17 protein-coding genes are annotated in these 21,026 nt (G+C 74.6%); 6 read left to right on the top strand and 11 right to left on the bottom strand.

All coding sequences use genetic code 11. The features are described from left to right. Nucleotides 1-12: 12 nt before the first annotated feature. Nucleotides 13-603, bottom strand: coding sequence for a nuclease-related domain-containing protein (locus AL2_RS31020; protein WP_245667059.1), 591 nt, complete (start codon nt 601-603; stop codon nt 13-15). A gap of 464 nt (nt 604-1,067) precedes the next feature. Between AL2_RS31020 and AL2_RS31015 the strand changes: the two genes are divergently transcribed. After that, the gene (locus AL2_RS31015) at nt 1,068-3,734 is read left to right on the top strand and encodes an ATP-dependent RNA helicase (protein ID WP_067639940.1); all 2,667 of its coding nucleotides are present in this window, start codon (nt 1,068-1,070) and stop codon (nt 3,732-3,734) included. Here the strand turns inward: AL2_RS31015 and AL2_RS31010 are convergent. Continuing rightward, nucleotides 3,721-4,470 (bottom strand): TetR/AcrR family transcriptional regulator, encoded by a 750-nt coding sequence (locus tag AL2_RS31010; protein WP_067639938.1) that lies wholly within the window; start codon nt 4,468-4,470, stop codon nt 3,721-3,723. The genes AL2_RS31015 and AL2_RS31010 overlap by 14 nt on opposite strands. Nucleotides 4,471-4,564: 94 nt before the next feature. Here AL2_RS31010 and AL2_RS31005 point away from each other — a divergent pair, with 94 nt between their 5' ends. Continuing rightward, the gene (locus AL2_RS31005; protein ID WP_067639936.1) at nt 4,565-5,521 is read left to right on the top strand and encodes an ATP-binding cassette domain-containing protein; all 957 of its coding nucleotides are present in this window, start codon (nt 4,565-4,567) and stop codon (nt 5,519-5,521) included. Then, nucleotides 5,518-6,312, top strand: coding sequence for an ABC transporter permease (locus tag AL2_RS31000; protein ID WP_067639934.1), 795 nt, complete (start codon nt 5,518-5,520; stop codon nt 6,310-6,312). Before AL2_RS31005 ends, AL2_RS31000 begins: the two co-directional genes overlap by 4 nt. 21 nt (nt 6,313-6,333) lie before the next feature. Here the strand turns inward: AL2_RS31000 and AL2_RS30995 are convergent, their stop codons facing one another. The 3 genes from AL2_RS30995 to AL2_RS30985 form a co-directional block, all read right to left on the bottom strand. Then, a complete protein-coding gene (locus AL2_RS30995; protein WP_083947065.1) occupies nt 6,334-7,038 on the bottom strand; it encodes a hypothetical protein in 705 nt (234 codons plus the stop codon). Between the two features lie 100 nt (nt 7,039-7,138). Next, nucleotides 7,139-7,870, bottom strand: a complete 732-nt coding sequence (locus AL2_RS30990) for an anti-sigma factor family protein (RefSeq protein WP_067639930.1) — start codon at nt 7,868-7,870, stop codon at nt 7,139-7,141. After that, nucleotides 7,867-8,463, bottom strand: a complete 597-nt coding sequence (locus AL2_RS30985) for a sigma-70 family RNA polymerase sigma factor (RefSeq protein ID WP_067639928.1) — start codon at nt 8,461-8,463, stop codon at nt 7,867-7,869. The genes AL2_RS30990 and AL2_RS30985 overlap by 4 nt, the downstream gene beginning before the upstream one ends. A 337-nt stretch (nt 8,464-8,800) precedes the next feature. Here AL2_RS30985 and AL2_RS30980 point away from each other — a divergent pair, with 337 nt between their 5' ends. From AL2_RS30980 to AL2_RS30970, 3 genes are all read left to right on the top strand, one after another. Continuing rightward, nucleotides 8,801-9,535 carry a hypothetical protein gene (locus AL2_RS30980; RefSeq protein ID WP_245667057.1) on the top strand — a complete coding sequence of 245 codons (735 nt, stop codon included), beginning with the start codon at nt 8,801-8,803 and terminating at the stop codon, nt 9,533-9,535. Nucleotides 9,536-9,603: 68 nt separating this feature from the next. After that, nucleotides 9,604-10,029, top strand: a complete 426-nt coding sequence (locus AL2_RS30975; RefSeq protein WP_067639926.1) for a PPOX class F420-dependent oxidoreductase — start codon at nt 9,604-9,606, stop codon at nt 10,027-10,029. A 42-nt stretch (nt 10,030-10,071) separates the two neighbouring features. Continuing rightward, nucleotides 10,072-10,521: an SRPBCC family protein gene (locus AL2_RS30970; RefSeq protein WP_067639924.1), complete on the top strand. Its 450-nt coding sequence runs from the start codon at nt 10,072-10,074 to the stop codon at nt 10,519-10,521. Nucleotides 10,522-10,645: 124 nt separating this feature from the next. Here AL2_RS30970 and AL2_RS30965 read toward each other — a convergent pair whose 3' ends face one another. The 6 genes from AL2_RS30965 to AL2_RS30940 form a co-directional block, all read right to left on the bottom strand. Beyond that, the gene (locus AL2_RS30965; RefSeq protein ID WP_067639997.1) at nt 10,646-13,081 is read right to left on the bottom strand and encodes a GMC oxidoreductase; all 2,436 of its coding nucleotides are present in this window, start codon (nt 13,079-13,081) and stop codon (nt 10,646-10,648) included. 5 nt (nt 13,082-13,086) lie between these two features. Further along, nucleotides 13,087-14,190, bottom strand: coding sequence for an alpha/beta fold hydrolase (locus AL2_RS30960; RefSeq protein ID WP_067639922.1), 1,104 nt, complete (start codon nt 14,188-14,190; stop codon nt 13,087-13,089). A gap of 134 nt (nt 14,191-14,324) precedes the next feature. Beyond that, entirely contained in the window at nt 14,325-17,255 is a 2,931-nt protein-coding gene (locus tag AL2_RS30955) for a helix-turn-helix transcriptional regulator (RefSeq protein ID WP_067639995.1), read from the bottom strand. A gap of 251 nt (nt 17,256-17,506) precedes the next feature. Then, nucleotides 17,507-18,940, bottom strand: coding sequence for a rhamnulokinase (locus AL2_RS30950; protein ID WP_067639920.1), 1,434 nt, complete (start codon nt 18,938-18,940; stop codon nt 17,507-17,509). Next, on the bottom strand, nt 18,937-19,557 hold the full coding sequence (locus tag AL2_RS30945) for a LutC/YkgG family protein (RefSeq protein WP_067639917.1): 621 nt from the start codon (nt 19,555-19,557) through the stop codon (nt 18,937-18,939). The genes AL2_RS30950 and AL2_RS30945 overlap by 4 nt, the downstream gene beginning before the upstream one ends. Continuing rightward, nucleotides 19,554-20,975 (bottom strand): LutB/LldF family L-lactate oxidation iron-sulfur protein, encoded by a 1,422-nt coding sequence (locus AL2_RS30940; protein WP_174550897.1) that lies wholly within the window; start codon nt 20,973-20,975, stop codon nt 19,554-19,556. Before AL2_RS30940 ends, AL2_RS30945 begins: the two co-directional genes overlap by 4 nt. Nucleotides 20,976-21,026 lie beyond the last annotated feature (51 nt).

Raw genomic sequence — 21,026 nt, 5'->3', positions numbered from 1 at the left:
GGTGTCCCCTGGTCATGCCGCGGCAGACAGCGATGAGCGGCCGCCGATCGGCAGGGCGCGCACGGCCGCCCGCGTGACGGCCTCCACCTCGTCCGCCGATAGGTCGGCGGTCGGGTTGCGGCGCATCCAGCGGATCAGCTTCAGCGGCGGCGCGAACACGATGCCGTCCGCGGCGAACGGCGTGCGGACGAGCCCGCCGCCGTGCACGGCGAGCACCGGCGTCACCTGCACCGGCACCTCGGCGACGCGGGAGATCTCCAGGGCGGCGGCCTCGGCCCGCCCGGTCACCGCCGCCACCAGCTTGGACTGGGTGCGGCCGTCGATGAACAGCCTGCCGCCGTGGTGGGAGATCTCCGCGTCGGGATGCCACGCCTCGTTGTGGATCAGCCAGACCCCGCCCGGCCCGATCACCAGCTCGTCGGCGGAGCCGTGCCCGGGGACCGTCCGCGCGTGCAGCACCCGGTGGCCGTGCCGCTCCAGCGTGTAGCGCAGCAGCCGGTCCGTGCGCTCCTCGCCGCGCAGCCCGAGCCGCCACACCCGCGTCGAGTGGTAGACGCGCCAATGGACGAAAACGTCCGCTGCCGCCACCAGAACGCCCATCATGATTCCGAAAACAGCGTTGACGAGCAGTCCGCACAGTATGAGCGTCGCCGTCGCGAGAAATGCGCGGGTCCGCAATCTCCCTTTTCGGCCACGCTGCCAGAGCTCCTCGTAGACCGCCTGCGGGGAACCGCCGGTGAACGCGGTCCTGTCTCTGAGGTAGATGGAGCTGCCGAACATGCCGAACCTCCCAGCACCTGCGATGACGCCATCAGTATGCGGATACCCAAGGCATTGCCGCTACCGTTCGGAAGGTGACTTAAATCAAACTTCCAAGTGACTCCCGGACTTGAAATCATTGCTCACCTGCCCTTTCGACAGGGTTGGCGGCGCCGGTTCCGGGAAGAATCCGGAACATCCCCGGGGTGAATGCATGAAAGGCTCGATGCAACTTCCATCGCAACAAACAGAGCCTTTTTCAGTGCAATGGATTTCGCGCCCGCGGAAGTGCCCGGCAGACTGGGGCGATGCACCTCAGCGCCGCCGAGAGCCTGCCCGTCCGCCACGCCGTGCCCGCGCTGCGCGCGGCCCTGCACATCGGCGGGCACATCGGCGGGCACATCGGCGGGCACATCGGCGGGGACGGCGGCGGCGCGGCGGTGCTGGCGGCGCCGCCCGGCACGGGGAAGACCACCCTCGTCCCGCTCGCCCTCGCCGGGCTCGCCCTCGGCGGCCCGCCCGCCGCCGGGAAGGTCCTCGTCCTGGAGCCCCGCCGGCTCGCCGCCCGCGCCGCCGCCCGCCGGATGGCGTGGCTCCTCGGCGAACGCGTCGGCGGCCGGATCGGCGTCACCGTCCGGGGCGAGAACCGTCCCGGCACCCGCGTCGACGTCGTCACCACGGGCGTGGTCCTCCAGCGACTCCAAGCGGACCCGGAACTCGCCGGCGTCGGCACGGTGATCCTGGACGAGTGCCACGAGCGGCACCTGGACGCCGACACCGCGCTGGCGTTCCTGCTCGACGTCCGCGCCACGCTCCGCCCGGACCTGCGCCTGGTCGCCGCGTCCGCGACCGCCGACACCGGCCCCTGGGCGCGGCTCCTCGGCGACGCGCCCGTCGTGGAGACCGAGGCGGCGCTGCACCCGGTCGAGACGGTCTGGGCGCCGCCGGCCCGGCCCGTCCCGCCGCCGCACGGCATGCGCGTCGACCCGGCGTTCCTCGCGCACGTCGCCGCGACCGTCCGCCGCGCCGCGGCCGAACGCGACGGCGACGTGCTGTGCTTCCTGCCGGGCGTCGGGGAGATCGCCCGCGTCGCCGGGCTCCTCGGCGGCCTGCCCGCCGACGTGCTGCAGATCCACGGCCAGGCGCCCCGCGCCGTGCAGGACGCGGTGCTCGCGCCCGGGTCCCGCCGCCGGGTCGTCCTCGCCACGTCGGTCGCCGAGTCGAGCCTCACGGTGCCCGGCGTCCGCGCGGTCGTGGACTCCGGCCTCGCCCGCGAGCCCCGCACCGACCACGCCCGCGGCCTCGGGTCGCTCACCACCGTCCGGGCGTCCCGCGCCACCGCCGAGCAGCGCGCCGGCCGCGCCGGACGCGAGGCCCCCGGCACCGTCTACCGCTGCTGGACGCAGGCCGAGCACGACCGCCTCCCCGCCCGCCCCCGTCCCGAGATCGAGCTGGCCGACCTCACCGGCTTCGCCCTCCAGGCGGCCTGCTGGGGCGACCCCGAGGCGGCCGGCCTGTCCCTTCCGGACCCGCCGCCGCCCGCCGCGATGGACGCCGCCCGAGCCACCCTGCACGCCCTCGGCGCCGTCCAGGGTGGCCAGGTCACCGACCGGGGCCGTCGCCTGGCCCGCGTCGGCCTCCACCCGCGCCTGGCCCGCGCCCTGATCGACGGTGCCCCGGAGGTCGGTCCCCGCAGCGCGTCCGAGATCGTCGCGCTGCTCTCCGAGCCTCCGCCCCGCTCCGCGGGCGACGACCTGACCGCCACCTGGCGCGCCCTGCGCCGCCGGGACCGCCCCGCCGACGCCCACAGCGCCCGCTGGCGCGACGAGGCGGAACGACTCCGCCGCTCCCTGGCGTCCTCGCGTCCGGACGCCCGCCCACCCGCGGTGACCGCCCCGCCCGCAGCGGAGAAGGCCCGCGGTGAAGTACCAGTCCCCGGCGACGGTGCACGGCGTGGTGGCGGCCGGCCGGGCGGGATGCCGAACGGCGCGAGCTCGGGGCGCGGGCGTGGGGACGATCAGGTGGCGGGGGTCGTGGTGGCGCTGGCGTTTCCGGAGCGGGTGGCGCGCCGCCGGGGGAGCGGGTACCTGATGGCGTCCGGGACGGGGGCCGTGTTGGCGGACGCGTCGGCGCTGGCCGGGGCGCGGCCGGAGTGGCTGGTGATCGCGGAGGCCGATCGGCCTGCCGGGGCGGCCTCGGCGCGGGTGCGGCAGGCCGTGGTGATCGACGAGGACGTGGCGCGGGCCGCGGCGGCGCCGCTGCTGGAGACGGCCGAGGAGGTCGCCTGGCGGGACGGGGACGTGGTAGCGCGGCGCGTCGAGCGGCTCGGCGCGATCGAGGTGGACGTCCGGCCGCTGCGCGACCCCGGCCCCGATCTGGTGCGGGCCGCGCTGCTGGACGGCGTGCGCGCCGAAGGGCTCGGGCTGCTCACCTGGACCCCGGGCGCCGTCGCGCTGCGGCGGCGGCTGGCGTTCCTGCACGGGGCGCTCGGCGAGCCGTGGCCGGCCGTCGATGACGCGGCGCTGCTGGAACGGGCCCCGGAGTGGCTGGCGGGCGCGCGGCGGCGCGCCGATCTCGCGCGCGTCGATGTGGCGGGGATGCTGCGCGGGCTGCTGGCGTGGGAGCAGGCCAAGCGGCTGGACGAGTACGCACCGGAGCGGGTCCAGGTTCCGTCCGGGTCCCGGATCCGGGTCGACTACTCGGGGGAGCGGCCCGTCCTCGCGGTGAAGGTGCAGGAGCTGTTCGGGTGGGACGCGGCGCCTCCGCTCGCGGGCGGGCGGGTGCCGCTGGTGGTGCACCTGCTGTCGCCGGCGGGACGTCCCGCCGCCGTCACCGCCGACCTGGCCTCGTTCTGGCGGGAGGGCTACAGGGCGGTCCGGGCCGAGCTGCGCGGACGCTACCCGAAGCACCCCTGGCCCGAGGACCCGGCGAGCGCCGTCCCGACGAAGCGGACCAAGCGCGCTAACGGGAGCTGATCAGGACCTCGATACCGTCCAGGACGCGGGCGAGGCCGAACTCGAACGCGCGGCCGGGCGCGACGGCGGCGTTGTACTCCTGCCCGGCCGCGGTGCCGACGCGCGTCCCGAGCGGGTAGTCGGCCTCGTCCACGAGCGTGTCCAGCACGGGGGCGACCGACTCCCACCACTGCTCGTCACTCATGCCGCTGCGCCGCTCGGCCTCGGCCGCGTTGACCGAGACGCGGGCGGCGCTCTCGGCGAAACCGGTGACGAGTGCGACGACCGAGTCCATCTCCAGGTCGGTGAGGCCGAGGCCGTCCACGGCGCGCAGCTCGTACTCGTACTTGCCGAGCAGGTTCGGGCCCATCGGCGGGCGCACCGTGGTGATCTGCAGCAGCCACGGGTGCCGGTGGAACAGCGCCCAGTTGTCGCGCGCGATGTGCTCCAGCCGCGCCCGCCAGGTCTCGTCCGCGGGCGGGGTCAGCTCGCCGAACGCGCGGTCCAGCATGGCGTCGATCAGCTCGGCCTTGCCGGGGACGTAGGTGTAGATCGACATGGGGGAGACGCCCAGCTCGTCGGCGATGCGGCGCATGGACAGGGCGTCCAGCCCCTCGGCGTCGGCCAGTGCGATCGCGGCCCGGACGATCTCCGCGGCGGTCAGCCGCGGCTTCGGCCCCCGCTTCGGCCGCTCCTGGACGCCCCACAGCAGCTCCAGGCTGCGCTTGGGGTCGCCGCTCCCGCTGTACTCGGTCACGCTCCGATCCTCTCAGGGATGAAACTCTGTACGACGTACGTTATATTGGCCCGCGACGATAAATCCGTACTGCGTACAGAGATTGGAGGGCGCCATGACCGGACCACGGTTCGCGGTGGTCGCCGAGGGGCTGCGCAAGCGCTACGGCGGCACGGAGGCCCTCGCGGGGCTCGACCTGCGCGTGCCCGCCGGCACCGTGCACGGGCTGCTCGGGCCGAACGGCGCCGGCAAGACGACCGCCGTCCGGGTCCTGACCACCCTCGCCAGGGCGGACGGCGGCAGCGCCCGGGTGGCCGGGCACGACGTCGCCCGCGAGGCGGGCGAGGTGCGGCGGAGGATCGGGCTCGTCGGGCAGCACGCGGCAGTCGACGAGATCCTCGGCGGGCGGCAGAACCTCGTCATGTTCGGCCGCCTCTACCACCTCGGGGCCAGGGAGGCCCGGCGGCGGGCGGACGAGCTGCTGGAGCGCTTCCGCCTCACCGACGCCGCCGGCCGGGCCGCGGGGGAGTACTCCGGCGGCATGCGGCGGCGCCTCGACCTCGCCGCGTCCATGATCCTCGCGCCGCCGGTGCTGTTCCTGGACGAGCCGACCACCGGTCTCGACCCGCGCGGCCGGCACGAGGTCTGGGACGCCGTCCGCGCGCTGGTGGACGGCGGCACGACCGTCCTGCTGACCACCCAGTACCTGGAGGAGGCCGACCGGCTCGCGGCCGGCGTCTCGGTGATCGACCACGGCCGCGTCATCGCCGAGGGCACTCCCGAGCAGCTGAAGAAGCGGCTCGGCGGCGACCGGATCGAGGTCGTCCTGGACGACCCCGGCGCGCTCACCGCCGCCGCCGCGATCATCGGCCGGGTCGCCGCCGGGGAGGTCGACGTCGACGCCGGCGGCCTGCGGATCGGGGCGCCGGTGACCGGGCGGGCCGCGGCGCTGACCGAGGCCGTCCGCGCCCTGGACGAGGCGGGACTCGCGGTCGCCGACATCGGGCTCCGCCGCCCCACGCTGGACGAGGTGTTCCTGCACCTCACCGAGAAGAAGGAGGTGCCCGCATGACCGCCGGGACGCTTCGCTGGGCGCTCGCCGACGCGCGGACGCTGACCGGCCGCGCCCTCGCGCACTGGGCGCGGCAGCCCGGCCAGATCGCCCTGGGGCTGCTGTTCCCGGTGATGGTCGTGCTGATGATGGGCTACCTGTTCGGCGGCCAGATGGAGGTCCCGGGCGGGGGCGGCTACCGGGCGTTCATCGTCCCCGGCATGTTCGCCCTGACGATGGCGTTCGGCGTCGAGGAGACGTTCGTGCGCGTCGCGGGCGACGCGGCCAAGGGCGTGACCGACCGGTTCCGCACGATGCCGATGTCGCAGTCCGCCGTCGTCGCCGGCCGGGTCGGCGCCGACATGATCTACTCGGTCGCCGGGCTGGCGGTGATGGCGGCCTGCGGTGTGCTGATCGGCTGGCGCGTCCAGGACGGCCCTGCGAACGCCCTCGCCGGGTTCGGGCTCCTGCTGCTCCTGCGGTTCTCGCTGGTCTGGATGGGCGTCTTCCTCGGGCTGATGGCCAAGGGCCCCGAATCGGTGGCGGCCGTGCAGATCCTGGTGTGGCCGATCGGGTTCCTGTCGAGCGCGCTGATCGCGCCGAGCACGATGCCCGGCTGGCTGGGCGCGGTCGCCGAATGGAACCCGATGTCGTCGACGGTGACGGCGTGCCGGGAGCTGTTCGGCGCGCCCGTCACCGGCGACTCGTGGGTGGCGCAGCACAGCGTGCTGATGGCGCTCGTGTGGCCGCTGGTGATCGCGGCGGTGTTCGTCCCGCTGTCCGTCCGCCGGTACCGGGCGATGGGGCGCTGAGGCGGTAGAGCGGTTGTGGCGCTAGGGCAGTAGTGACGCGCGGTGCCGGGCCAGCGGCAGCGCCGGATAGCACGCCTCGGGCAGGGGCTCCGTGCCGTTCAGCACGGTGCGGAGCCTCGCCCCCACCGCGGCGGCGTCGTACGGCTGGACGACGCACAGCTCGGCCTGCATCGCCTGCCGCGCCGCGCCCATCAGCGCCGGGACGTCCCCGACGATCACGACCTCGGCGGGCGCGTCGCCGTAGGACAGCCGGACGGCGAGGGCGTGCATCCCGGCGGTGCCGGCGCCCTTGTAACGGAACTCGCAGACCAGGCGGTCGCCGTCCAGCGGCCCCTCCTGGATCAGCCACGCCTGGCCGGGCACGACCCGCCCGAGCGACTGCTCCCAGGGCGCGGCCGGGACGTCGCCGAGCCCGCCCGCCGCCCGTCCCGCCGCCTTGCGCCCCTCCACGGGGCCGATCGCGGCGATCGCCCGCAGGAACGCCCGCGCGCCCGGCGTCGCCGCCGCCCGCAGGCAGCCGATCAGGTCGCCGAGCGCGGCGCGCCGTCCCTGCACGTGCGGGGCGGCCGCCTCCAGGGCGCCGAGCTGCGCGGACGCCCACACCTCCGCCTGCAGCGGGCCGGGCAGCGCCGGGAGGCCGTCGGCCTCCCGCACGTAGGCCGCGTACACATCGCGGAGCCCCGGGAGCATCAGCTCGGGGCCTGTCGAAGACCGGCTCGTACTCACCCCTCAAGGGTAGGAGACACGCCGGCCCGCCGAGTACGGGGATGCGGCGCGTCCCCCGGCGGCCGGTGCGGCCGGGCCGCCACGGGGCGCGCCGCGGGTCCTACGCCGGGACGGTCAGCAGCGTGCGCCCCTCGCCGATCGTGCGGACCTCGAACCGGCTGATCTCGTCGGGCCGCAGCGCCGTGCCGCCCTGCAGCGCGAGCCGCGGCTGCGGCGACCCCGGCAGGCCGTAGCCCTTGGCGGGGACGGCCCAGCCGACGACCGTATGCGGGTTGCCGCGCGCGTCGACCGCGACCAGCTCGCATTCCAGCGGCCCGCGGACCTTGCTGAGCTCCATCCCGATCCGGCTGCCCCACGCCTTCTGCTGGACGGCGACCGTGCCGGTGACGCCGGTGCCCGCGTCGGTCGCCGACGTCCGCTGGCCATCCCGTAGCAGCACGGCCGTGGTGTCACCTTGCCCGGCGGGCGGGGGCGCCGGCGTGCCGCGGTCGGCGCCGAGCGTGAACCCGGTGCCGAGCGCCCCGCCGAGCAGCACGACCCCGGCGGCGGCCGCGGCCAGCGCCCGCGCCGCCCGGTACCGGCGCTGCCGCCGGCTCCGGTGCCGCATCAGGTCGGTCACCACCGCCGGCTCGGGCGGCGCCGGAAGCGCGTCGGCCGGCTCGGCGATCGGCCCGATGCCGTCCAGCGTCCGGGCGAGCCCGCGCAGCGCGCCGAGTTCCTCGTGGCAGGCCGGGCAGGTCGACAGGTGCGCCTCGAACGCGCGGCGGTCGGGCTCCTCCAGCAGCCCGAGGGCGTAGGCGCCGACGTCGATGTGCAGCATGTCCGCGCTCATGGCGTCACGCCCCTCTCCTCCAGGGCGACGCGCAGCGCCCTGAGCGCGTAGTAGACACGGGACTTCACGGTGCCCACGGGAATGCCGAGATGCTTGGCCGCCTCGTTGACCGAGCGGTCCCGGAAGAACGTCTCGTTGAGGACCTCGCGGTGGGCGGGGGACAGCGCGAGGAGGGCTTCGGACACGACGACGGAGCGCAGCAGATCCTCCAACCCGTCGGGCACGCGCATGTTCTCCAGCGGGCCCTCGCCCGCCTCCTGCGGTCGTGCGTTCTTGCGCCGCTGGTCGTCGATGACGATCCGGCGGGCGACCGTCGCGAGCCATGGCAGCAGCGAGGCCGCGTTCTCGTCCAGCTGGTGCGCGCTGCGCCACGCGCGGATCATGGTCTCCTGCACGACGTCCTCGGCCCAGTGCCGGTCGCCGCCGGTGAGGCGCAGGACGAAGGACAGCAGCGGGCGCCCGTACACGCGGTACAGCTCGTTCACGATCACCTGGTCGTCCACGCCGCCGGCCGGCTGCTCGCCGCGGAACCAGCTCCACGGTCCGGGGGGGCGTTCGCGGGTGGCCGAGGCGGCCGGTGATCTGTGGGCCATCGGGGTCTCCGGGCGGGTGCGGGGGCGGTGCGGGGCGGATCGACGCGGTGACCGTGTGTCGGGTGTCACGCTGGGAGGCAGTACGCGATACCGGGGCCGCCCGGTTCAACCGAGACCGGTTTGAGGTGGATTTTCCAGTTCATCCCTAACTAGTTCGCCACCTTTTCCTTACCTCCGGCGCGGGCGGTCACCATGCCGCGTCCAAGGGGGCGTGACGATGGCGACACGATCCCCATCAGGGAGTCCTCAGCCGGGGCGACGCTCACTCCAGGCATTGGAGCGAATGCGGGCATCAGGCCCATTTGCCCAGACAGGACCGAGGGGCGGGATCGGCACAGTGGAAGGAAACGGGGAAGCACAGCTCAGCTACCGCCTGCTGGTGGCGGTGGACATCCAGGGGTACAGCAAGCGCGACGTGCGCGAGCAGCTGCTCGCGCAGCGGCAGCTGTCGGACGCGCTCGACCGCGCGGCGCGCGGCGTCGGCCTCGACCGGGCCGGCTGGGCCAAGCAGGTCGGCGGGGACGGCGAACTCGCCACGCTGCCGGAGGGGGTCGACCCCGCGCCGGTCGCCGGCGACTTCGTCATCGGCCTCGGCGAGGCGCTGCGCGAGACCAACCGGGACGCCGGCCGGTTCCGGCTCCGGGTCCGGCTCGCGCTGCACCACGGCACGCTGACGGCCGGGCCGTTCGGGCCCGCCGGCGACGCGCCCATCGTCGTCCAGCGGCTGCTGGACGCGGGGCCGCTGCGCCGGCTGCTGACCGGCGACCCGGCGCGCGACCTGGCCTACGTCGTGTCGGACTCGCTGTTCGACGACGTCGTCCGGACCGGGTTCTGCGCGCTGCCGCCGGGCGACTTCCAGGCGGTCAAGGTCACCGCGAAGGGCGCGGTGTTCCGCGGCCACGTCCACACCGGCCACGTCCACACCGGGCGCGCCGCCCGCCGCGCCGCGCACCGGGAGGCGGGCTCGGACGGCGAGCGGGGCGGCCCCGCCGCCGTCCCGGCTCCCCGTCCCGAGGCCGGGGCGCCCCCGCACGCCCGCGTCCTGCCCCTCCCGGCCGCGGCGGCGCGCTGACCGGGAAGGGATCAGGGCGGGCGGCGGTTGTGGCAGGGAAAGCGGATCTCTCTCCCTGGAGGCGGACGATGGCGGACGACGCGGCGCTGGTGAAGCTGCTGAAGGACCGGGACCTCGGGGTCCTGGCCACGCTGAAGCGGGACGGGCGGCCGCAGCTGTCCAACATCAACTACCACTTCGACGAGGACCGCCGGCTCGTCCGGATCTCCGTCACCGCCGACCGCGCCAAGGCCCGCAACCTGGCCCGCGACCCGCGCGCCAGCCTGCACGTCAGCTCGCAGGACGGCTGGTCCTACGCCGTCGCCGAAGGCAGCGCCGAGCTGTCCGCGGTCGCCGCCGACCCGCACGACGCCGCCGTCGAGGAACTGGTGGAGGTGTACCGCGACATCCGCGGCGAGCACCCCGACTGGGACGACTACCGGCGCGTCATGGTCGCCGACGGCCGCCTCGTCATCCGCCTCCACGTCGAGCGCCTCTACGGGCACGCGAGCTGACAATCCTTGTGCGGGTGGTGCGCGGGTGGCTACGGTTCGGTGATGATCCAGGCCACCGCCACCACCAGCGCCACGCCCGAAGAGGTGTTCCGGCACCTGGCCGTCCCGGAGGCGTGGGGTGCTTGGGGCAGGTTCCCCACACCCGCCAAGCAGGTGCGCAAGGGCGACACCACCGCCTACGGCGTCGGGACGGTCAAGAAGATCTGGCCCGCCAGCGAGCAGACCGTCGCCTACGAGCCGTACTCGCACTTCGGCTACATCGCCCTGTCGGGGCTGCCGGTGCGCCGCTACCGCTCGGACGTGTACCTGGAGGCCCGCGACTCCGGCACCGGTATCCGCTGGGAGGCGGCGTTCGAGCCGCTGATCCCCGGCACCCGCCCGCTGGTGGGGTTCGCGCTGGGGCTGATGCTGAAGACGTTCGTCCGCCGGCTGCCCGCGCACCTCGAGCACTGCCCGGCCGACTGCCCCGCCCGCCTGGCCGGCGACATCTAGGACGACACGGGAGAAGGCCGGAGGCCGCGCGACCCCCCGCACGGCCTCCGGCGAAAAGGTGCAGGCCGAGAGCACCCCGCAGTTCCCTCGGCCTGCACGAACCTGGCCCCCCTTCGGACCCCGCTCAGACGGGGTCCGGGCCGTACACCTCCCACAGCTCCCCGGCGAAGAACCTGCCGAAGTCGAGGAGCTTGCCCGCCCCGTCCGGGCCGGACGTGCGGAACGTCGTCAGCTGCCGCGCGAAGTCGGTCAGCTGGATGTGCAGCACGCCCGCCGCGACGACGTCCGCGCCGTCCTCCTCGTCCGCGCCGACGTGGCCGTCCAGCAGCCGCACGTAGAGCGTGGACGTGTCCGGCCAGATCCGCGTCGGCGGCCCGTGCAGGACGTTCTTGTGCCCGCTCAGCGTCCGCCGCCGGTCCTCGCCGTCGGTGTAGAGCAGCCGGTACCGCATCAGCCGCCGGTCGTCGGCGCCGTCCGCGACGAACAGGTTGAACGTGCCCCGCTCGACCGGGCAGCGGCCCCCGTGCCCGCCCGCGTCGATCCACCCCTCGGCCTTCGCCTCGTGGCCCGGCTCGGCGAGGAAGCGGTCGGTGTCGTCCGCGGTGATCGTCAGCCGGAACGACAGGGGCCGGCGCCCCTCCGCCAGCTCGCCGATCCGCGCGTCGGCCTCCCCGTAGGTGACGAACCCCTTCATCTCCTCGGTGAACGACAGCGACGTACGGCCCGCAGCCGCGGCGGACGGTCCCCGTGTCCCGCCGCGGCCCCCTGAAGACGGGCCGTACATCGAGCCGTTCCCCGCCCCGCCGAGCGAGCCGGCCCCCCCGGCCGGCTCGGCCCCCGTGGCAGACGGGGCGGTGGCGGACCCGGCCGCACGCCCTTGTGCGGACGCGTCCTCCAGCAGCCGCGTCGCCAGCCGGTCGGCGTGCGCGGCGATGGTGAGCGAGGGGTTCGGGCCCACCGGCCCCGGCATCGCCGCCCCGTCGGCGATGTAGAGGCCCGGGAACCCGAACACCTCCCCGAAGGCGTCGCAGACGCCTTCGCCCGGGTGGCCCCCCATGGGGGCGCCGCCCAGCGGATGGACGGTGATGATGCGCTTGCGGAACCACATCGGGTTGTCGTGGTAGTCGGCGCCGAGCACGTCCGCGATCCCCTGCATCGTCTTGCGGACGCGGTTGAACAGCGCCTCGCTGGTCTCGGCGTCCCAGTCGGCGACGAGCCGCCCGCCCCTCAGGTGCAGCCGCCCGTCGGCGCTGTCGCGGCCCATGCCGAGCAGCGGCAGCGAGCTGACCGTGAGGGCGCCGTCGCCGATCAGGTCCGCGATCTCCTTGGACAGGTTCGTGTCGGGCGCGTCCTTGAAGAACTCGGTGAACCGGTTCCACAGGAACTTCACGGCGCGTTCGAAGTCGTTGCCGAGGTCGAGGCTGTCGACGATCCAGTCGGTGAAGCCGGGGTAGCCGCCGTCCTGGATGTAGGCGCCGCGGCCCGCGCCGGGCACGCCGTCCAGTTCGTCCGGCAGCCGGATCGCGCTGGTGATCACGGGCCCGCGGCTGGCGTTCAGCGGCCGGACCCGGTTGCGGTCCTTGGCGCGCAGCAGGAACGTCAGCAGGTCGCCGTTGCCGCTGAACCGGGTGCCGAGCGCCGCGGACAGGCCCGGGAACGCCGCCCGCGACTTCAGCAGCAGGTACGTGGTGCCGTAGGCGCCGGCGCCGAGGATCAGCCGGTCGCAGGAGATCGTCCGGACGGGCGGGCGGCTCTTCTTCGCGGTCAGGTCGGCGTGGTGGACGTAGTCGACCTCGTACCCGCCGCCCGGCCGCGGCCGGATCGCCTTCACCTCGCGGGAGGTGCGGATGTCGGCGCCGTGGTGCGCCGCCGCCGACAGGTAGGTGTGGTCGAGGCTGTTCTTGGCGCCCTCGTTGCAGCCGATGTCGCACTCGCCGCACAGCTTGCACGTCCGCCGTGCGGCGCCGTGGACCTCGCCGTGGATGTTGCCGTAGCCGGCGTCGGCGATCGGCAGGCTGAGGCCGGGCGTGCCGCCGGGACGGGAGGCGAAGCTGACCGCGAGCGGCGGCAGCGAGATCTCCAGGCCCAGCTCGGCCGCCGCGTCCTGCATCGCGTGCGACTTCGGGGTGTCGTCGAACGGCACCTGCTCCAGCGGGTACGGCGTCGCGCCCAGCATTCGCTCGACGGCGTCGTAGTGCGGGTCGAGGTCGGCGCGGGTGATCGGCCACGGGTCGTGGCCGCCGTCCGGGCGGTCGTTGACGAACCAGTGCTCGTCCTTGCGCAGCAGCACGTTCGCGTAGATCAGCGACCCGCCGCCGAGCCCGGCCGACACGACGGAGTCGCAGCCCTTGAAGCTCCAGACGTCGAACATCCCGTACAGGCCCTCGGCCGGGTCCCAGAACGCCCGTCCCATCTGGGCGGGGGAGCGGGGGAAGGTGCCCGGCGGGTACGGCTGCCCGCGCTCCAGCAGGACGACCGACTCGCCGGCCTCCGCCAGCCGGTAGGCCGCGACGGATCCGCCGAACCCGGACCCGACGACGACCGTGTCGGCATGCTCCATGAGGATCACCCCGCCTTCCGCTTGAGGAAGTCGACGACCTGCGGGAACACCTCGGTATCGGCGTACCGGCCCATGAACGGGTCCTGGTGGCCGTAGCCGGGCAGGATCGCCAGCTCGTGCAGGCCGGGCGCGGCCTCTTCGAGCGTGCGGTGGCAGACGATGTTGGAGTCGGTGAACACGTGGTTGCGGTCTCCGGTGAGGAACAGGATCGGCGTCGTGACCGAGGCGGCGCGCGACAGGTAGTCGTCCGGCAGGGCGGCGAAGCGCGGGTCGCGGCGGTCGTACTTCACCGCGCGGCCGGCCTTCACCATCGCGTGGAGGTGCCGGTAGTAGTTGACGTTGCAGGCCCCGAACAGGTCGGGCAACCGGCCGTGGGTGACCGGCGACATCTTCTCGTGCGTGAAGATCGGTTTGCCGCCGCCCCACATGAAGCTGAGCATGTGGCAGGCGGGCTCGGCGCAGTCGCGGTGGAACGGCGCGACCGCCTTGGCGAGCATCCAGCCGCGCGTCATGACCGGCGCGGTCCCGTACCTCGGGTCCAGGTGGCAGGGCCCCACGACGTACTCCATCAGCGCGGGCCCGTAGCCGAGCTTGATCCTCGACCAGGCCGGGGTCCGGGGGGTCAGCGCGACGCTGTTGCAGACCAGGCTGGTGACGCCGGTGACGGTGCCGGCGAACAGCGCCATCGCGAACGAGATCGAGCCCACGCAGTGCGTGATCACGTGGAGGCGCCTGTCGCCGATGTGGCGGCGCAGCTCGGCGAGCGCCGCCGGGTGGTCCCAGAGCGCGAGGGAGTCGAGGTTGTGGCGCTGCATCTCGGAGTTGTAGGGGAACCGCCCGCTGATGCGCAGGTCCACGGCCCACACGTCGCCGAACCCGGCGTCGTGCAGGAAGTTCACCATGTTGGCGTGCTCCGGCATGATGTACATGTCGCTGGACGTCGTCAGGCCGTGCACCAGCAGGACGGTGTCGTCGCCGCGGTCGGCGCCGGCGCGGCGGAACCGGGTCAGGTTCAGGCCCAGCCCGTCGCCGGTCGCGAAGGGATGCACGGAGATCTCGGCGTCGGCGACGCCCGCGTGCGTGAAGCGCGCGATCCGCTGCTCATCCATGTCCGTCTCCTCCGCTTCCTGACGCCCCAACCTTGCCAAACACGGATATCGGCGCGGCATCGTGGAGAACCCGTACTTACGTGCGCGAGCGGGCCCGCAGTACGTACGGGACGTACGTGAAGTAAGAGTCGGCTCTACTCGGAACGGTTCATAGCGGTCGCGACGCCGACCCGCGAGGAGACGCCGATCTTGGCGAAGACGCGGGACAGATGGGTCTCGACCGTCCGGACGCTGAGGTAGAGCCGCTCGGCGATCCGCTGGTTGCCGAGGCCGTCGGCGACCAGCAGCGCGATCTCGTGCTCGCGCGGCGACAGCCCGAACGGCAGGTCCTTCCCGGCCTTGCCGGTCTTCGCGGCCGCGCCGGCGGACGCCACCCGGACGCCGAGGCGGCGCTGCTCGCGGACGACCTGCGCGTGCAGCCCCGACATCCCGCAGGACTCGAAGATCTCCGCGGCGGCGCGCAGCCGCTCCCGGGCCGCGGTGCGGTCGCCGGCGGCGGCGTGCGCGAGCCCGGCGGCCAGCTCGGCGCGGCCCGCCTCCGGCCGCCGCCCCGCCTTGGTGAGCAGGTCGGCGGCCTCCGCCGCCAGCGCCGCCGACGCGGCCGGGTCGCCGGCGCGCAGCGCGTGCGCGCGGGTCAGCCTGGCCAGGCCGACGTCGCCGGTCAGCGCCGGGTTGGCGATCGCCTCGGCGATGTCGGCCCAGTTCGCGGCGTCGGCGTCGTCCTGCGCCGCCCGGACGCAGGCGAGGGCTTCGGCGCAGCTGCCGAGCGTGCCGAAGTCCAGGCCCTGGTCGCCGGTGCCGCACGCCTGGATCAGCGCGGTGGCGCCCTCCTCCAGCCGGCCCTCGTTGACCACCGCGATGGCGCGGGCGACGTGCGCCATGTGCGTCCACCACTCGCCCGAGCCGGTGTCGTTGGCGACGGCCTCGTCCCCGGCCCGCAGCGCGCGCTCGTGGTCGCCCATCCAGGACGCGGTCAGGCACTGCTGGATCAGCCCGTAGGCCAGGACCTCCTGCGAGCGCAGGTCGCGGCCGACCGCGGTGGCCTCGTCGGCGGCGGCGGCGGCCTCCTCCAGCCGCCCCAGCAGCGCCAGGACGCGGGACTGCCCGGCCAGCATGTAGCCCAGGATGAACGTCTGCCCGGTCATCCGGGTGATCGACACCAGCCGCTCGGCGTGCCGCAGCGCCTCGTCGTACATGCCGAGGAAGCACTCGGCGAACACCAGCCAGGCGAAGCAGTCCAGGCAGTCGGCGAAGTCGTTGCCGGACGCGGCGGAGAACAGCTGGTCGGCGGCCTGCGCGTAGCCGATGGCCTCCTCGACCTCGCCGCGCCCGTAGGCGACCATCGGGCGCATCGCCGCGACGGCCGCCGTCAGCCCCGGGCCCCAGCCGGGGGCGCTGTCCGGGATCGTCTCCAGGATCGCGTGCGATCCGCGCGTGTCGATCCGCTGGATGCGGTCGGCGACCAGCCGGATCCGCAGCAGGACCGCCTCGGGGGTCTGCCGGTCGGTGATGCGGCGCAGCTCGTCCAGGACGATGGCGCGGGCCTCGTGGATGCGGCCGAGCTGCCGCTCCATGATCGCGCACATGTGCACGGTCCGCGCGCGCCGGACGATGTCGCCCGGCGGCAGCAGCCCGAGCAGGGTCCTGGCGGTCTCCTGGCCCTCCTCGGCGCGGCCGCTGACGGCCTGCATGAAGGTCAGCTCGACCAGCAGCTCGACGCGGTCGGGGTAGGCGTCGCCGGGGGTGTCGGGCATCAGGTCCAGCGCGGCCTGCAGCCAGTACGCGGCGGTGCCGGGCGCCTGCTGCGCGACGACGCGGGCGGCCTCCACCAGCGTCCGGATCGCCTCGGCGTCGCCGAACCGCGCCGACCGCACCACGTGGTGGGCGCGGACGGCCGCCGGGGCGCCCAGGTCGGCGAGCCGCGCCGCGACCCGCGAGTGCGCCGCGATCCGCCAGCCCGCCGCCGTCGAGGCGTAGGCGATGTGCCGGACCAGCGGATGCCGGAACCGGAACCGGCCGCCCGGCGCGGGCCGCACCACGTCGTGGCCGGTCAGCACGTCCAGCGCGGTGAGCGCGTCGTCGGGCTCCATCTCCGCGGCGACGGCGGCGAGGGCGGGTTCGAACACGTCGGCGGCGACGGCGGCGCCGCGCGCCATCGCCAGCGCCTGCGGCGGCAGCGCGCTCAGCTCCACCTGCAGCGCCGCCCGCACCGCCGGCGGCACCTCGGTCAGGTTCGCGATGCCCTTCTCCCAGTGCCGGTCCAGGCCGTTGCCGGCCACGGGCGCGGCGCCGGCGTCCATCTTGGCCAGCGCCTCCAGGTAGAACGGGTTGCCGCCGCTGGCCTTGAACAGCGACTCGCACCGCGACCGGCTGACGTCCGGGCCGAGGAACTCGCGCACCTCGCTCTGCGTGAGCGGGTCGACCGCCACCCGCACGCCCTGCGGGCCGGCCGCGTCCACCAGCGCCGCCAGCCGCGGCGACGCCTGCGCCGGCCGGTAGGCGACCGCGACCAGCACCCGCGCGCGCGGCGGGTGCCGGACCAGGTGGTCCAGCAGCTCGATCGTCGCGTCGTCGGCCCAGTGCAGGTCGTCCAGGATCAGCACCAGCCCGGACGGCTCGGCCAGCTCCTCCAGCAGATGCCGGACGGTCCGGTGCAGCTGGTACCGCGCCACCTGGGACTCCGGCGAGGCCAGCGGCGCATCGCCGGCGAGGTCGGCCAGCGCGGGGAACACCGTCCCGAGCAGCCGCAGCGCCCCCGGGGGCAGGGCCGGGGTGCGCTCTTCGAGGCGGTCGTCGAGCGCGTCGACCACGGCGCCGAACGGCATCTCCTGCTCGAACTCGGCCGCGCGCCCCGCCACGAACGGCAGGTCCCGCGCGATCGCGCCGTCCGCGAGCTCGTTCAGCAGCCGTGTCTTGCCGGCGCCGGGCTCGCCGACCATGGCGAGGAAGCCGTAGCCGCCCGCGGCCGCGTCCAGGACGCGGCCGATCTCCTGCAGCGCGTCCCGTCGGCCGATCAGCGGAGCGTTGCCGGAGCCTCCGGCCTCGCGCGCCGCACGACCCTGCATGTCCACATCCCAACAGCGACAGGCGGTCGATACGCCGTGATCATGTTCTCGTTGTGGTCCTGAGAATTGCGGGATTCACCTTATCGGGTGGAACGTCAATAAGGTGGGGCAACACGCCCCCGACCGCAGGTGATCCCGACGGGGTGGCCTCCTCAGTGACCGTGTGTACATAGCTATGAACGGCCTTCGCAAGCCCCGTGTCAACCTCGGGTGGGTAAACCGTCGCGGCCCCGTGACATCCGGAGAACCCCTCAGGTTTCCAGGCCGAGGCGGACGGCGGCCTCCCGCCACCGGGCGCCGTCCCCCGAAGGGCTGTACCGGCGCACGTCCTGGGTGGCCGCGACCAGGGCGCGCGACTCGGCCAGGTCCTTGACGGCGCCGTGGGCGCGGGCCTGGGCCAGCACGTTCCCGAGGGCCGTCGCCTCGACCGGACCCGCCACGACCGGGATCCCGCAGGCGTCGGCGGTCAGCCGGCACAGCAGGTCGTTGCGGCTGCCGCCGCCCACCAGGTGGACGACCTCGACGCCGGCGCCGGACAGGGCCGCGGCCTGGCGCAGCGTGGCGCGGTGCGCCAGGGCGAGGCTGTCCATGATGCAGCGGACGGTCTCCGCGCGGGTGGACGGCTCGGGGTACCCGCGCCGCCGGCAGTGCGCGGCGATCCGGGACGGCATGTCGCCGGGCGGCAGGAACTCCGGGTCGTCGGGGTCGATCAGCGAGCGCAGGCCGGGGAGGCGGGCGGCCTCGGCGAGCAGGGCGGCCAGGCCGGGGCCGCCCCAGGTCCGCAGGGACTCCTGGAGCAGCCACAGGCCCATCACGTTGCGCAGGTAGCGGACCGTCCCGTCGACTCCGACCTCGTTGGTGAAGTTGGCCTCGCGGCTCGCGTCGGTCAGCACGGGCGCGCCCAGCTCGACGCCGACCAGCGACCAGGTGCCGCACGAGATGTAGCCGAAACGATCGGTGGCGGCGGGGACGGCGGCGACCGCGGACGCGGTGTCGTGGGAGCCGACGGCCGTGACGGGGAGCGCGCCGTGGCCGGTCTCGGCCGCCACGTCCGGGCGGAGGGTCCCGATCACCGACCCGGGGTCGCGCAGCTCCGGGAGGATCTCCGCGGGGAGGCCGAGACGGCCCAGCAGATCCTGCGACCAGGTGCCGTCGCGCACGTCCAGCAGGCCGGTCGTGGACGCGTTGGTGCGCTCGGCGCCGATCTCGCCCGTGAGCCAGAAGGCCAGCAGGTCGGGGATGAGCAGCAGCGTGCCCGCCCGCGACAGGTCGTCCGCCACGAGCTGGTAGATCGTGTTGAACGGGAGGAACTGCAGGCCGGACGCCCGGTAGAGGACGTCGTCGCCCAGGTCGGCGCGGACGCGGTCCATCACGCCGTCGGTGCGGGCGTCGCGGTAGTGGACGGGGTTGCCGAGCAGGGCGCCGTTCGCGTCGAGCAGCCCGTAGTCGACCGCCCACGAGTCGATCCCGGCCGACGCCGCCCCGGCCGGCACGGCGCGCAGCCCGTCGAGGACGTTGCCGTAGAGGCCGAGAATGTCCCAGTGCAGGGTGCCGTTGACCCGGACGGGGCGGTTCGGGAACCGGCGGATCTCCTCCAGTTCGAGGGTGCCGGGTCCGACGCGCCCGGCCATCACGCGGCCGCTGGACGCGCCCAGGTCGACGGCCGCGAAAGTCGTGGCGCTCATTGGACGACCAGGACCTCCAGCGTGCGGGGCCCGTGCACGCCCTCCACGCGGGAGAGCTCGATGTCGCTCGTCGCCGACGGGCCCGACACGAACGTCAGCGGACGCGACGGGTCCAGGCGTTCGAGCGCCTCCGGCACGTCCGGCGCGACCTGCTCGGCGAGCACCACGATCAGGTGGTAGTCGGGCACGAGCGACAGGGCGCGCGGCCCCTGCGCGGCGCCGTGGTCCAGGACGATCGTGCCGGTCTCCGCGATCGCGGCGGCGCAGCCGGTGACGGCGCCCGCCACACGGTCGAGGGACGCCACGGAGAAGTCGCGGACGAGCTCGGCGTCCGTCGCGGACGTCCACTCCGCGGGCAGGCCGGCCGGGACGCCGTACGGGCCGGGCCGGGCCGACAGCCGCTCCGCGACCGCCGAGGCCACCTCCCGCGCGGACACCCGCAGGACCGTCGCGCGGTAGTCGGCGACCCGCTCGGCGAACAGGCCGAGGACGCCGTCCTCGTGGTGGCGGCGCAGGTAGGAGCGGTCGATCCGGTCGTAGGAGGCCGCGACCTCGGCCGCCGGGCGGGTGGGGACGATCCCCTCGATGCGGCGCAGGATCTCCTCGCGGGCGTTCACTCGCCGTCCTCCTCGCGGCCGCCGTCCGTGCGGGCCCACCAGGCGCGGAACGACTCCGGCGGCGGGGCGGGCGCGTCCCGCGTCTCGGTCCAGGCGCTCAGCGGGCCGGGCAGCCGCCGGATCCGGCCGCCGCGCGCCACCACGCGGCGGCTCGCGGACGCGGCGCGCTGCGCGAGCCCGAGCCGCGTGGGGGAGCGCAGCGTCCATCCGGCCGCCGCCATCGCCACCCGCTCCAGCGGATGGCGCGGGCCCTTCTCCACGGCCCGCGCCCGCAGGTGGACGAGGACCTCCGGGATGTCGATCGCGACCGGGCACACCTCGAAGCACGCCCCGCACAGCGACGACGCGTAGGGCAGGGACGCGTCCACGTCCGACCCGATGCCTCTGATCTGCGGTGACAGGATCGCGCCGATCGGCCCCGGATACGGCGACCCGTAGGCGTGGCCGCCCGCGCGCTGGTAGACCGGGCACACGTTCAGGCACGCCGAGCAGCGGATGCAGCGCAGCGCCTGCCGGCCCACCTCGTCGGCGAGGGTGGCGGTGCGGCCGTTGTCCAGCAGGACGAGGTGGAAGTCGCGCGGGCCGTCGCCGGGGGAGACGCCCGTCCAGGCGGAGGTGTAGGGGTTCATCCGCTCGGCCGTGGACGAGCGGGGCAGCAGCTGCAGGAACACCTCCAGGTCCCGCCAGCTGGGCACGATCTTCTCCACGCCCATCACCGAGATGAGGGTCTCGGGGAGCGTCAGGCACATCCGCCCGTTGCCCTCCGACTCCAGGACGACGAGCGTGCCGGTGTCGGCGACCGCGAAGTTCACGCCGGACACCCCGACCTTCGCCGACAGGAACTTGGCGCGCAGGTGCCGCCGCGCCGCCTCCGCGAGCGCGGCGGGGGAGTCGGTCAGGCCCTCGGGGGCGTCGTCCATCGCGCGCAGGAAGATGTCGCGGATGTCGGAGCGGTTCCGGTGGATGGCCGGGACGAGGATGTGCGACGGCCGGTCGTCCCCGAGCTGCACGATCAGCTCGGCGAGGTCGGTCTCGTAGGCGGTGATGCCCTCCGCGGCGAGGAACTCGTTGAGGCCGATCTCCTGCGTGGCCATCGACTTGACCTTGACGACCTCCGTCTCGCCGGTCGCCTTCACCAGGTCCGCGACGATCCGGTTGGCCTCGCCGGCGTCCCGTGCCCAGTGCACCGTCCCGCCGGCCTCGGTCACCTTCTCCTCCAGCAGCCGGAGGTAGTGGCCGAGGTTCGCCAGGACGTGGTCCTTGATCTGCTTGCCCGCCTCGCGCAGCGCGGGCCAGTCGGCCAGCTCGGCGACCGCGCCGGCGCGCTTGTCCCGGATCGTGGTGGTCGCGTGCGCGAGGTTGCCGCGCAGCCGCGTGTCGGCCACGGCCCGCCGCGCCGCGTCCGGGAACGACGGCATCCCGACGTACGTGGGCATGGCACCCGTCTCTCGCGGGGGGACGGCCCCCCG

This window comes from Actinomadura latina NBRC 106108 (assembly GCF_001552195.1).
Taxonomy (GTDB): domain Bacteria; phylum Actinomycetota; class Actinomycetes; order Streptosporangiales; family Streptosporangiaceae; genus Spirillospora; species Spirillospora latina.
This window is presented reverse-complemented; position numbering and strand designations above follow the sequence as displayed.

What these genes read in the sequence shown, in the direction of transcription:
- AL2_RS31005 (WP_067639936.1), top strand. Translation starts at nt 4,565, where the DNA reads ATGACCGGACCACGGTTCGCGGTGGTCGCCGAGGGGCTGCGCAAGCGC.
- AL2_RS30960 (WP_067639922.1), bottom strand. Translation starts at nt 14,190, where the DNA reads ATGGATGAGCAGCGGATCGCGCGCTTCACGCACGCGGGCGTCGCCGAC.
- AL2_RS30970 (WP_067639924.1), top strand. Translation starts at nt 10,072, where the DNA reads ATGATCCAGGCCACCGCCACCACCAGCGCCACGCCCGAAGAGGTGTTC.
- AL2_RS30990 (WP_067639930.1), bottom strand. Translation starts at nt 7,870, where the DNA reads ATGAGCGCGGACATGCTGCACATCGACGTCGGCGCCTACGCCCTCGGG.
- AL2_RS31000 (WP_067639934.1), top strand. Translation starts at nt 5,518, where the DNA reads ATGACCGCCGGGACGCTTCGCTGGGCGCTCGCCGACGCGCGGACGCTG.
- AL2_RS30965 (WP_067639997.1), bottom strand. Translation starts at nt 13,081, where the DNA reads ATGGAGCATGCCGACACGGTCGTCGTCGGGTCCGGGTTCGGCGGATCC.
- AL2_RS30975 (WP_067639926.1), top strand. Translation starts at nt 9,604, where the DNA reads ATGGCGGACGACGCGGCGCTGGTGAAGCTGCTGAAGGACCGGGACCTC.
- AL2_RS30985 (WP_067639928.1), bottom strand. Translation starts at nt 8,463, where the DNA reads ATGGCCCACAGATCACCGGCCGCCTCGGCCACCCGCGAACGCCCCCCC.
- AL2_RS31015 (WP_067639940.1), top strand. Translation starts at nt 1,068, where the DNA reads ATGCACCTCAGCGCCGCCGAGAGCCTGCCCGTCCGCCACGCCGTGCCC.
- AL2_RS30950 (WP_067639920.1), bottom strand. Translation starts at nt 18,940, where the DNA reads ATGAGCGCCACGACTTTCGCGGCCGTCGACCTGGGCGCGTCCAGCGGC.
- AL2_RS31020 (WP_245667059.1), bottom strand. Translation starts at nt 603, where the DNA reads ATGATGGGCGTTCTGGTGGCGGCAGCGGACGTTTTCGTCCATTGGCGC.
- AL2_RS30955 (WP_067639995.1), bottom strand. Translation starts at nt 17,255, where the DNA reads ATGCAGGGTCGTGCGGCGCGCGAGGCCGGAGGCTCCGGCAACGCTCCG.
- AL2_RS30940 (WP_174550897.1), bottom strand. Translation starts at nt 20,975, where the DNA reads ATGCCGTCGTTCCCGGACGCGGCGCGGCGGGCCGTGGCCGACACGCGG.